General features: G+C 41.1%; 7 protein-coding genes and 1 tRNA gene. 3 read left to right on the forward strand and 5 right to left on the reverse strand.

Features of this window, described 5'->3' with window-relative positions; genetic code table 11:
* Nucleotides 1–37: 37 nt before the first annotated feature.
* Complete coding sequence (locus B4A24_RS05095; RefSeq protein ID WP_293943259.1) at nucleotides 38–1,339, forward strand: nucleotide sugar dehydrogenase; 1,302 nt, start codon at nucleotides 38–40, stop codon at nucleotides 1,337–1,339.
* 305 nt (nucleotides 1,340–1,644) lie between these two features.
* On the opposite strand, the gene B4A24_RS05100 is transcribed toward B4A24_RS05095, so the two are convergent.
* A tRNA-Glu gene (locus B4A24_RS05100) sits at nucleotides 1,645–1,716 on the reverse strand.
* Nucleotides 1,717–1,856: 140 nt separating this feature from the next.
* Here B4A24_RS05100 and B4A24_RS05105 point away from each other — a divergent pair.
* Nucleotides 1,857–4,373 carry a family 20 glycosylhydrolase gene (locus B4A24_RS05105; protein WP_293943260.1) on the forward strand — a complete coding sequence of 839 codons (2,517 nt, stop codon included), beginning with the start codon at nucleotides 1,857–1,859 and terminating at the stop codon, nucleotides 4,371–4,373.
* 164 nt (nucleotides 4,374–4,537) lie between these two features.
* On the opposite strand, the gene B4A24_RS05110 is transcribed toward B4A24_RS05105, so the two are convergent.
* From B4A24_RS05110 to B4A24_RS05120, 3 genes are all read right to left on the reverse strand, one after another.
* Nucleotides 4,538–7,027 carry a TonB-dependent receptor gene (locus B4A24_RS05110; protein WP_293943262.1) on the reverse strand — a complete coding sequence of 830 codons (2,490 nt, stop codon included), beginning with the start codon at nucleotides 7,025–7,027 and terminating at the stop codon, nucleotides 4,538–4,540.
* A 121-nt stretch (nucleotides 7,028–7,148) separates the two neighbouring features.
* Nucleotides 7,149–9,077 carry a glucosamine-6-phosphate deaminase gene (nagB, locus tag B4A24_RS05115; RefSeq protein WP_409456474.1) on the reverse strand — a complete coding sequence of 643 codons (1,929 nt, stop codon included), beginning with the start codon at nucleotides 9,075–9,077 and terminating at the stop codon, nucleotides 7,149–7,151.
* A gap of 141 nt (nucleotides 9,078–9,218) precedes the next feature.
* Nucleotides 9,219–10,367 (reverse strand): methionine aminotransferase, encoded by a 1,149-nt coding sequence (locus B4A24_RS05120; protein WP_293943264.1) that lies wholly within the window; start codon nucleotides 10,365–10,367, stop codon nucleotides 9,219–9,221.
* Nucleotides 10,368–10,442: 75 nt separating this feature from the next.
* On the opposite strand from B4A24_RS05120, the gene B4A24_RS05125 reads away from it, so the two are divergent.
* Nucleotides 10,443–11,123 carry a peroxiredoxin family protein gene (locus tag B4A24_RS05125; protein WP_293943266.1) on the forward strand — a complete coding sequence of 227 codons (681 nt, stop codon included), beginning with the start codon at nucleotides 10,443–10,445 and terminating at the stop codon, nucleotides 11,121–11,123.
* A 200-nt stretch (nucleotides 11,124–11,323) separates the two neighbouring features.
* Here the strand turns inward: B4A24_RS05125 and radA are convergent, their stop codons facing one another.
* Nucleotides 11,324–12,709, reverse strand: a complete 1,386-nt coding sequence (radA, locus tag B4A24_RS05130; RefSeq protein ID WP_293943268.1) for a DNA repair protein RadA — start codon at nucleotides 12,707–12,709, stop codon at nucleotides 11,324–11,326.
* Nucleotides 12,710–12,713: the final 4 nt, after the last annotated feature.

A 12,713-nucleotide genomic window follows, 5' to 3' on the forward strand; every position in this document is an offset into this window, starting at 1 on the left:
TCGACGGAAAGAACGTATCTTTACTTTAAATATAAATATGACAGATTTTCAGATTAAAAAAATTGCCATTATTGGTCAGGGGTATGTGGGATTGCCTTTAGCGATAGCTTTCTCTGAATTCTTTCCGGTGATTGGCTTCGATATAAACAAAACGCGTATTGATGAACTTAAAGCTGGTATAGACCATACCCTTGAAGCGGATGGTGATGAGCTATTGCATGCACGGAATCTATTTACCACATCGGAACAGCGCAGGGGCTACGACGCAAGTTCAACCGTTCATGATATCGCAGATGCCAATGTGTATATCGTCACAGTGCCGACACCGATAGATCGTTATAATTCGCCGGACTTATCGCCGCTCTTGGCTGCATCTAAAATGATTGGAGAACTGTTAAAGGCAGGTGATTTAGTTATCTATGAATCGACGGTCTATCCGGGGTGTACCGAAGAAGAATGTGTCCCCGTTTTGGAAAAAAATTCGGGTTTGAAATTTAATCAAGACTTCTTTGTTGGATACTCTCCAGAGCGTATAAACCCCGGAGATAAGGTGAATTCACTGCAAAAAGTGATGAAAGTAACCTCCGGAAGTACTGCCGAAGCCGGATTTGTGGTGGATGGGCTCTATAAAAAGATTATTCATGCCGGTACACATCTAGCTCCTTCCATCAAGGTAGCAGAAGCAGCAAAAGTAATTGAAAACGCGCAGCGGGATGTCAATATTTCTTTTATGAACGAATTGGCCCTGATCTTTGACCGCGTTGGTATAGATACACAGGATGTGCTCGATGCTGCTGGAACAAAATATAATTTTCTCCGATTCAAACCGGGATTGGTTGGGGGACATTGTATTTCAGTAGATCCTTATTATTTAGCGCAAAAAGCGACACAGTTGGGTTACCATCCGCATGTTATCTTATCTGGCCGCGAGGTTAATGATCAAATCGCTTCTTTTATTGCTTCCAAGGTTGTCAAACTGATGATACAGAAGAATATCAAATTCGAAAGTGCAAAAGCCTTGGTATTGGGAATCACGTTTAAGGAAAATTGCCCTGATATACGCAATAGTAAGGTCATCGATATGATCCACGACCTTAAAGAATTTGGCCTAGAAGTTGATATTTACGATCCTTGGGTCAATACAGACGAATTACGAAAGCATTTCGGTCTAGAACTATTAGAAACCCTTCCGCAGGTGGGTGATTATGATACGATTATTCTTGCCGTAGGCCATCGGGAATTTCTAAATCTGGATCTCAAAAATCTAAAAAAAGATCCTGCTGTTGTCTTTGATATCAAAGGAATACTTGATCGAAAATTGGTAGATGCCCGCTTGTAGTCTCATTTACTAAACTCTATTTTTGACAACATTCTTTGTAACCCGTCCATTTTCTCCCTTAAATGGGAAGAAAATGGACGGTCTTTTTATATAAATAGCGGTTGCGCAGTTCTTGATTTTTATGACTATACAATAATCAGCAATAGGATTTTACAACTTTAAAAAAATACAGAAGATCAAATCAGGACGATAACTAACCAAATGTTTTTAAGCATAAAATCTTTTGATTCTAAAAAAGCTTAGATATTATAAGACAGGATAATCAAGATTTAATAAAAAAAGCGACTCTTTTGAAGTCGCTTTTGTAGCCCGTAGGGGAATCGAACCCCTGTTTCAAGAATGAAAATCTTGCGTCCTAACCCCTAGACGAACGGGCCGTTTTCTGTTTCGGTGTGCAAATATAGAAAGTTTTCTAAATCTGTCAAAATTTTATCGAAAATTTTATTCATTTTTTTTAAAACAAATCTCAAACACCTCTAAAATAGCTATATTTAGACTCATTGAAAAAGTAACCAACATGACTGATTTTAAAAAAATTAAAAACCCTCTACTCTATGCTGGCCTTGGCATGGCACTTTTTAGCCAAACAGCATATGCTCAAAAATCGAGCTCAATTGCAGATCAGCTGCAACTCACCTGGCAAGTCAAGGATGGCCAAAATATCCGTAAAAACCCTGTCTCAACAATCATTCTGAAAAATACGGGCAAAAGCGCAATACAGCTTAATGATTGGAGCCTCTGGTTTAATTTTATCCGATCTATTGATCCCAATAAAGTAGATAATAGATTTGCCATTGACCACAGGAATGGTGACCTATTCCAGGTTAGCTTTAAGAAAAACAACTTTTTATTGAAAGCACAGGACACCGTTCATATTGATTTCGCCACAACTGGACTCGTCAATTATACCGATGGACCAATCGGTCTGTACATAAAAAATAACAAAACCGGGCTTTCAACAGATATTCGGAACTATACGGCAGTGAAAACGGCTCCTCAATCCGAGGCCGAAAAAAATGACTATTGGTCCTATAAATACGACCTGAACCAACTTACGAAAGGAGTCGAAGCGCAAAGCATTATCCCTTTACCCAGCAATATAAACATCGACAACAACACAAAATTCAACGTAACGACCGATACTAAGGTATTTATCGCCAGCGAATTTTCTTCAGAAGCGAATTTTCTGACAGATTTTCTGAACAAGTACACGGGAATCAAGCTATCTCCTTCCCCGGAAAAAGAGGATGGAATTGTTATCGTCAAAGCAAATGATCTAAAACCTGAATCCTATCGGTTAAACATTGATGCAAAGGGTATACACATAGAGGCATCGGATAGAGCCGGTGCATTTTATGCCATACAGTCGTTAAAATCACTGATCAATCATCAACAATGGAGTAAAACCACAAAATCAATTGCCTTACCACACGCAAAAATAGAAGATAGCCCGCGTTATGGCTACCGCGGTTTTATGCTGGATGCAGCCCGTAATTTTCATAGCAAGACAGAAGTGCTACGCATTTTGGATCTGATGGCTACCTACAAATTAAATAAGTTCCATTTCCACTTTATTGACGATGAAGGTTGGCGATTGGAAATTCCATCCCTACCCGAACTGACGGCAGTGGGTGCCAACCGCACTGCTAATTTTGAGGATGGCAAAGGAATTCAACCAGCTTACGGTTCTGGGGCAACTGCAAAAGCGCATCAATTCTACACAGTAGCCGATTATATCGAAATCTTGCAATACGCACAGGCAAGACATATTGACGTAATTCCTGAAGTCGAAACACCGGGGCATGCCCGTGCGGCGATCAAAGCCATGCGTGCCCGCTATGCTCACTTCACTAAGACGGGCGACAAACAGAAAGCAGAAGAGTTCCTATTGGATGATGCGGATGACAAATCGGTCTATAACTCTGCGCAGAACTGGAACGACAATGTGATGAACCCTGCCCTACCTTCAACGTATCATTTCCTGAGCAAAGTAGTCGATGAAATCAAAACGATCCATGAAAAAGCCGGGATACCGTTGAAAATTATCGATTTGGGAGGTGATGAAACACCGAGTGGCGTCTGGGAAAAATCACCCAAAATCCTTGCTTTCATGAAGGATAATAACATCAGCAATGTCCTGGATGTATGGCCGCTATACATTGCCAAAATAAATCAACTTGTCCAAAGCAAAGGTTTGACAATGTCAGGATGGGAAGAGATGGGCATGCGTAATAAAGGGAAAGGAATGGAAGTTAACGCTGAATTGGGTAAATCCAGCATCCATCTCAATGTATGGAATAACCTTCCGGGACAGGGACAGGAGGATTTAGCTTACCGCTTAGCAAATGCAGGTTATAAAGTTGTGTATACAAGTGCAGCTAACAACTACCTGGATATGTCATGGGATCGTGATTTTGCGGATCCGGGCCATAGCTGGGTGGGTACTGTAAACTTGAACAGAACCTATTCTTTCTCACCGGAAAACTTCTTCATCAATCTTCGTAAAGATGATACAGGAAAAGATCTCGTAAAAGAAGCTTATACCAACAAAGAGCAGCTCACTGCAGAAGGAAAGAAAAATCTGCTCGGCATTAAGGGTGCACTCTGGTCCGAAAAAGTATCGACAGATCAACGCCTTGAAGAGATGATATTCCCTCGATTAATTGCTATTGCCGATCGCGCCTGGGCCCAGGAACAAGCTTGGGAAAAAGGCAATTCTTATGATGAAGCAACCTATCGCAAGTCGTATACAGCCTTTATTAAGAAATTAGGCGAGGATGAATTGAAGAAACTGGATATTATTAATGGGGGTTATACCTATCGCCTTCCGAAGCTTGGAATTAAAAAAGAGGGTAACCAACTCTATATCAACACAGATTATCCCGGATTCAAAGTCTATTATACAGAAAATGGAAGCACGCCAACATTGAAGTCAAAACAAGTAGATGGCGCAATCCCTTTTCAAGCGGGCAAGAAATATCTATTCAAGGTATTTGATGCCAAAGGTAGATCCGGAGACGTTATTGCTTATTAAAAACGAAACGGGATTATTACAATAAAAACAGTAATAGCCAACATAAAGAAAGCCATCAGTGAAGTGATGAAATAATACTTCCGAGGGTCGCTTGAAACTAAAAAGGGGATGATTTCTATTCGAAATCATCCCCTTTTTAGTATTAACTATTAAATGCTATCCGCTTAAAACTTATAGCTTAACGAAACAGCCGCATTTCTCGGGTCGATCTGATTGATAAATCCACCACGGAAATACGAGTTCAATCCAATCTCATTGGTGATATTGTTCACAAAAACTTTCGCATCAAACCTCTGCCATTTATAACCTACCTGTGCATTTAAAGTTGTATAAGCTGGCATATTGAATGGTTCGGTTCCATAATATTCACCATGACCATTGGGCGTCAAGCTATATTCATTAACTGGACGATCTCCAACATAGTAAACTCCGGCACTTAAACTCAGATTTCGAAGAGCTCCTTGGTTAAACACGTACTGTATCCATGCATTGGCTGTATGTTTTGGGGCATTCATTGGCGCGGATCCATCCATATAAGATGGTGAATTTTTATATCGTGCATCTAAATAGGCATAACCCAACATTACAGTCAAATTTTCCAATACACGGCCATTCAATTCAGCCTCAATACCGTCACGTACCAGATCCCCGGCTTTAAAGTATAATCCCGTAGCAATATTAGTTCCTGATGTATACTCTGCGTTGGTCAAGTTAGAAGTATAAATATGGAAATAAGTTAAATTAAAGCGCAATCTATTATTTAACCAATCCGATTTAATCCCCCCTTCAAATTGCTCTGTTTTAGAAGATCCTGCGGCTGTACCATCTGTTAATGGATTGGCGGCATTTCTTAAATTCGTCGAATTTGTATAAGAACCGAATACATTGAAATTTTCAAATGGAGTAAGGATTATACCCGCCATTGGGTTCCATGCGGATTCTCTTTTATTTCCATTTGATGTAAAATCCTTGGTTATAATCTCTGAATAACGCAGTCCCAACACAGCTTTGATGTACTTATTAAATTCGATAACATCCTGTCCCATGAAACCTATAGCAGAGTAATAGCTTCTTACAGGAGTCCCTGCCGTATAGTTAATTTTTTTTCCTTTTCGCTGATTACCCAAAGAATCGACATATACGACTTCCGAAAGATCATTCACCCAATCACCATGGATATCAATGATGTCTATCACGGAACTATTTTGATCTGCTTTTTTCAAAAGAACATTTTTCTCCAATGGACTTAGTTTCCCAGCGAAAGAAGTTGTTGTCGCATCAGCGATACGATAGTCTACCCCTGCCTGAACCAAATGTTTTACTTTACCCGTATAAAGATCTTTCCCAATCAAATCAAACTGGAACGTTTTATTCTTGTCGTCACGCAGGCTTTTGCTCATCGAGCGCGAGAATGTATTATATTGTTTTGCATCATCTTTAATCAATGAGGAAGATGATGATTGGTTATCGACCTGATAAGATGATGTCGCAATAGAAGCTCTGATACTCCAGCGATCGGTCAATTCATGATTGATCTGCGCCATAAAGCTCTTCATCTCTGTATTGTTATTATCCGAATTGAAGCCGAGAAACTTGTTGTTTGGAATAACATACAACGCATTCACACCTTGTGAAGGGTTTAAATTGACAGCGGAATTAACCGGTGTACGATTATCATTAAAATAGTCGCCCTCTAAAGTTATTGTCGTCTTATCTGTAGGTCTCCAGGCTAAAGATGGATTTAGATAGACACGATTGGCTGAAAGCCCTTTTCTAAAACTATCATTTCTTTCATAGGCACCGTCCATACGAAAAGCAACAGTCTCCTTTTTATCCAACACAGTCTGAAAATCAAATGTCGGACGAAATTGCCCCCAGCTTCCTACGCGTACTCCAACTTCGCCAGCGTTGGTAAAATTAGGCGTTTTGGTCACCACATTGATCACTCCGCCGGCATTACCAATGTCGGTTATAACACCTTGTGTTACCGCAGCAGACCCTTTGATCATCTGGATAGACTCCACCCCCTGCATATCAACAACACCAGAAGCGGTCTGAAACTGAGAGTCCATACGTACCCCATTTTTCAAAACTGGCACCCCCCTGAATCCGCGTGTAGATAAGGACTCTTTGACACCTCCGTATGAACCAAACAGCGTGACACCTGGAATATTTCTTACAGCATCAGTCAATGTTAATATACCCTGATCTTGAATTACTTTATTGGATATCACCGATATACTCTGAATCTGATCTGAAGGTTTTAACGGCATACGGGTAATCATCTCTAGCCCTTTTGGTTTTTTATTACGCTCACCAAACACTTCCACTTCGTCAATAGCTTGCTCGTTGCTTACCAAAACCACTGGTTTGATCATCACTTCACGGCTGGCGGTGTTAAACACATAATCAATCGAAGTCGTTTGATATCCTAAATAGGTAAAACGGATAACCGCATTCTGATCGACACCATGCAATCTAAAATGGCCTTTATGATCTGTACGTACCGTTTTATCGCCAATCGAAACCGTTACCGAACTTAAAGGATTATTATTGGCGTCAACAACCTTCCCCTTTACAATTCCTGAGGTCTGTCCATATACTGTGCTTCCGATTAAAATCGTAGCCGCAAGAGCAAGTAAGTGTTTGTTCATGTTAATAATTTTGGGCAATTATTTTTATTCATTCTAAATANNTATTTAGAATGAATAAAAATAGAAAAGCTCTGAACCACCTATGGCTCAGAGCTTTCTATAAGCTTTTAACTTATTATTTTTAGTCAAATTTCCATCGAACAAAAGCTTCTATCGCTTCGTAGTTAGCTAAACCTAACCTATCATATACCGACGCTGTGTCACTCGTACGGTCTTCTGCGCGTACCCAAAATTCACGTGGATCATCGCCCGGGAATACAGGTAAATCTTTTTGGGATTGGTGTTTGAAGATCGCTAAACGCTTGCGGTATACCTCTTGTGGCGATAGGGGAACGGCCATTTCAATCTCATGGATTGGGTATTCGTGCCATGCGCCTCTGTACAACCACAACCAACAATCTTTTGTCCACTCATCAGTTTTGCTCAATCTTCTCAAAGCCTCAAACAAAATATCGAAACATACTTTATGTGTACCATGTGGATCAGCAAAATCTCCAGCTGCGAATACTTGATGCGGCTTTACCTGACGCAACAATTCCATTGTTTGTTGGATATCGTCTTCAAACGATACTTCCTTCGCAAATTTTTGTCTATCATAGAAAGGAAGATCCTGGAAATGGATATTTTCATCTGGCAATCCGACTAAACGAGCACCGGCAATGGCTTCTCCTTTACGGATCAATGCCTTTATTTTGCGAACAAGTTCGGTATCGATCTGATTTGGTTTTTTCGTTGCAAAGATTGCTCTTTCTTCATCATAAATCTGATTGATCTGAGCGGCCTCCGCTTTCGCACCGATTTGATTTGCCAGATCCTCCGCAAACTCCAGGTAACGCACCACATCATCATCCCACACAGCCGTATTACCACAAGTTTGGTAAGCGACATGGACATTGTGTCCTTGATCTGCCAAACGGATAAATGTCCCCCCCATGGAGATGACATCATCATCTGGATGCGGAGAGAATACAATCACGTTTTTCTTAGCCGGATTTGCACGTTCTGGACGTTGTGAATCGTCTACGTTAGGCTTACCACCTGGCCATCCTGTTATCGTATGTTGAAGTTCATTAAAAATACGGATGTTGATATTATAAGCAGGACCCGTTTCAGTCACCAGTTTTGCCATACCATGGGCATTGTAGTCTTCATCGGTAAGTTTCAAAATAGGCTTATTAATCTCTAAAGCCAACCAGACTACTGCTTTTTTAATCAATAATGGCGTCCAGGTAACATCTTCGGCTAACCATGGAAGATCAAAACGTGTCAACAACGACGCTGCTGCCTCATCCAAAATGAACTCGACATTATCTGACAGCTGAAGATATGTAGCCGGAATCTCTGCAGAAATCTCGCCTTCAACAGCTTTTTTAATGATCTCCGCTTTCGTTTCAGTCCATGCCATCAAAATAATCTCTCTTGCTTTGAAAATTGTACCAACGCCCATTGTGATGGCTTTTCTTGGCACATTCTCTTTTCCACCAAAAGCGCGTGATGCATCGCGACGTGTCAAATCATCTAAGGTTACAATACGGGTACCGGAGTTGGGCGCAGAACCCGGTTCGTTAAAACCAATGTGTCCTGTACGACCAATACCTAGCAATTGAATATCTAAACCGCCAGCAGCTGTAATCTTTTGCTCGTATGCCTCACAAAATGTATTGACTTGGTCAGGTGCCAGGGTACCATCAGGAATATTTACATTCGCCTTATCAATATCCACGTGATCGAACAGGTTTTTGTTCATAAAGGTCACGTAGCTCTGATCGGCGTCAGGTTGCATGGGGTAATATTCGTCAAGATTGAAGGTAATCACGTTCTTAAAGCTTAAACCTTCTTCTTTGTGCAAGCGAATCAGTTCTTGATAGACCTTCACCGGTGTGGCACCAGTGGCAAGACCTAGAACAGCTTTTTCACCTTTCTCTTGCTTTGCACGAATAATGTCAGCAATACGATTTGCAACGTTTTTCGAAGCTGAATTTTGATCTGGATAGACGCTTACGGGGACTTTCTCGAAGCGTGTTTCTTCCAATAAATTTAATCTAGCCATTTTATGGATATATTGATAAACGTGAATTACAAATTTATGAAATTAGTGAGTTAAGTTGAAGTAAAATTTTAATAAAGTACCCTGTTCTTAACAATATTTTAAATAAAACCTTTTAGCCCTGAATTTAGCATCTAAAACAGGCTAAATGTTATTCAAAATCGCTACCGCTTCCGATAAAGTAACGTCCTGTTTAGCGAAACAAACGCGCAAAACTTGCTGATCTGTAGCCAGTTTGTAGAATGCGGAGAGTGGGATTGTCGCTATTTTATGATGCTTTGTCAAATAACAGGCAAAATCAAATTCTTTCTCTTGGCTGATTGCACTATAATCCAGATTCAGAAAATAGGTACCTTCACAGGGTAACACCTTAAAACGGGATTCCTTCAAACCATTTTTGAGCAAGTCTCTTTTTTTCTCAAAAAAACCAGCGAGACTTTCTACGTGGGTAATATCTTTTAAATATTCAGCGATCGCAATTTGCATTGGTGTATTGACACTGAACACGTTAAATTGATGGATCTTTCGAAATTCTCGCGTCAGCATGGCGGGAGCTACACAGTACCCAATCTTCCAACCTGTTGTATGCAACAGCTTTCCGAAGGAAGCGACAACAAAACTCCGTTCGCGCAAGGTCGGAATACTCAAAACTGATTGCGGCTCAACTCCATCAAAGACAAGATGTTCATAGACTTCATCGCTGAGTAGCAGGGTGTCTGTACCTTCCAGAAGCTTGCCAAGTTTATTCAATTCTTCTTTCCCGAGAACTTTCCCTGTAGGATTATTCGGATTATTGATAATCACCAGCCGCGTCTTTTCGTTGATCAGGGTCGCTACATAATCCCAATCAATTTGAAAATCCGGTGCCAATAACCGAACGGGAATGACTTGACCGCCAAACAATTCGATCGTGGGTGCATAACTATCGTATGCAGGTTCGAATATAATCACTTCGTCCCCAGGCCGGACAACTGTTGCTATCGCCGTAAAGATGGCCTGGGTTCCCCCGGCCGTTACAGTGAGTTCATCGGTTGGGTCTATATCCACAGCATATATTGCCTTGTATTTTTGGGCAATGGTCTCACGTAGGCTTTGTACACCAATCATTGGTGCATACTGGTTGTGCCCTTTTTCCATGGCCTCAGAAACCAATCGGACAAGTTTGGGATCTGTTTCAAAATCTGGAAACCCCTGTGAAAGGTTTAGGGCTTGCTCTGCATTGGCAAGCATGGTCATCTTGGTAAAAATTGATGTACCGACATGTGGAAGTTTAGCTATGAGGTCGAAGTTCATTTTTTTTGACATTTTATTAATCTACTAAATTAGTGGATTTTCCTATATTTGTTAAATATATATAAGAATAGCAACATGATAAAATACATCACACTACTTTTTTTGGTTCTTCCATTCTTTGCTACAGCGCAGAAAAAAGAATTGACCAAACAGGAATATATTGCCCGTGTTAAAGCGGTACCGGATTCTATCTCGACGTTAGTTGACTTGCGTCGTGTAGGTGGCTATGACCCTATCTATAAGGAGCTTCAGGCACTTTACAATACATTGAGTACTAATGTCAAAAACTCCATTGAAGGAAAAGAATTTCAGCAATATCTCAATACATTGGAGACCGTTCAGATCGGAAAAATTGCTCCCGCTTTTACTCAAAACGACACAACAGGCAATCCAGTGCACCTGTCAGATTTCAAAGGTAAATATGTACTGCTTGATTTTTGGGCTTCATGGTGCCCCGATTGCCGCGTAGAAAGCCCGGATCTGGTCAAAACTTACCAACAGTTCAAAGGAGACAACTTTGAAATCCTGGGCATATCCTTTGACAAAGACCGCAACTCCTGGATTAAGGCTATTCATGCAGACAAGCTACACTGGAGACATGTTTCGGACTTAAAACGTTGGCAGAATGATGTAGGTACATTATATGCAGTGAAGTCTATTCCGCAAAATGTACTAATTGACCCGAATGGAAAAATCATTGCGAAGAATTTGCATGGGGATGCCTTACGTGCTAAATTGAAAGAGGTCTTAAAGTAAGATTCATAAAGACGTACTTTACCTATTATCGCCCGAAAATCAGTATGAGGACAAGTCAATTTCTGACAGCGTAAAATTCGATAAACGTAAAGAAATAGTATTCATATTGAATAATACTATAGGGAAATAGGTACATTATTAAAGATAAAATAGGTGCCAATGTTGGACACCTATTTTTTTTTGCATCTTTTGTAAACATATTATCCAAATAAAGCACTAAATATATCCTCCAATTTAGCCACTGGTCTAATCGCAATATTATATTTCTTGGCGTCCAACCCTTTAGTATTGAACTTAGAAATAAAGACACCATCAAAACCCAGTTTTTCGGCTTCCTGGATGCGTTGCTCAATCCGGTTTACAGCTCTGATTTCTCCCGATAAGCCCACCTCGCCGGCAAAAGTCAGGTTGCTCCGGATCGGAATATCTTGCTGAGATGAAATAATCGCAACGACAACGGCCAGATCAATAGCGGGATCTTCGACACGAAGCCCGCCGGCAATGTTCAAAAACACATCCTGTGCACTTAAACGAAAACCAAAACGCTTCTCCAATACGGCCAGCAGCATGTTTAACCGTTTTGTATCGTAACCTGTAGAGGAGCGCTGGGCTGTTCCAAATGCAGAATTGCTGACCAAAGCCTGCACCTCGATCATCATGGGCCGCATCCCTTCAAGCATGGCAGCAATGGAAACCCCGCTCACGGGTTCATCACGTTGCGAAATCATAATTTCGGATGGGTTTGATACTTCCCGCAATCCGGACCCCTGCATTTCATATATACCTAATTCCGAAGCGGAGCCAAATCTATTTTTGACTGCGCGTAAAATACGGTACACATGATGACGGTCGCCCTCAAATTGGAGTACGGTATCGACCATATGTTCCAATACTTTCGGTCCAGCGATGGAACCATCCTTAGTAATATGGCCTACAATAAATACGGGAGTACTGGTTTCTTTGGCAAACCGGAGTAGTTCGGCGGTACATTCCCGCACTTGGGAAACTGAACCCGGTGCCGATTCAATCTGTGATGAGTGCAGCGTTTGGATGGAATCGATGACAATAACATTGGGCTGTACGGTCTCAATCTGCTTGAAAATATTCTGTGTAGATGTTTCCGTCAGAATATAGCAATTGGCTTTAGAGGACTGCGACAACCTTTCTGCCCGCATCTTGATCTGTTGCTCACTCTCCTCTCCGGAAATATAGAGTGTTTTAACCTGTGGGATGGACAAAGCCAGCTGCAGCATTAAGGTGGACTTTCCTATCCCGGGCTCACCGCCGATCAATACCAGAGAGCCCGGAACAATTCCACCTCCCAATACACGGTTGAACTCCTGATCGGGGGTAAGAATACGCGATTCATCCTGATACACAATCTCATGTATGATTGCCGCCTTATTTGCCCTTTTTGCATTACTGCTTGTTGTCGTGCTTCGCCATTCAGGAACTTTTGAGCTTGACTTTTCGACCACTTCCTCCACGAAACTATTCCATTGTTTGCACGAAGGACACTGTCCCATCCATTTGGGGGCCTCATAACCACAGTTTTGACAGAAATATGCTGATTTTGTTTTTGCCATTCTA

This window comes from Sphingobacterium sp. UBA7249 (assembly GCF_002472835.1).
GTDB lineage: Bacteria > Bacteroidota > Bacteroidia > Sphingobacteriales > Sphingobacteriaceae > Sphingobacterium > Sphingobacterium prati.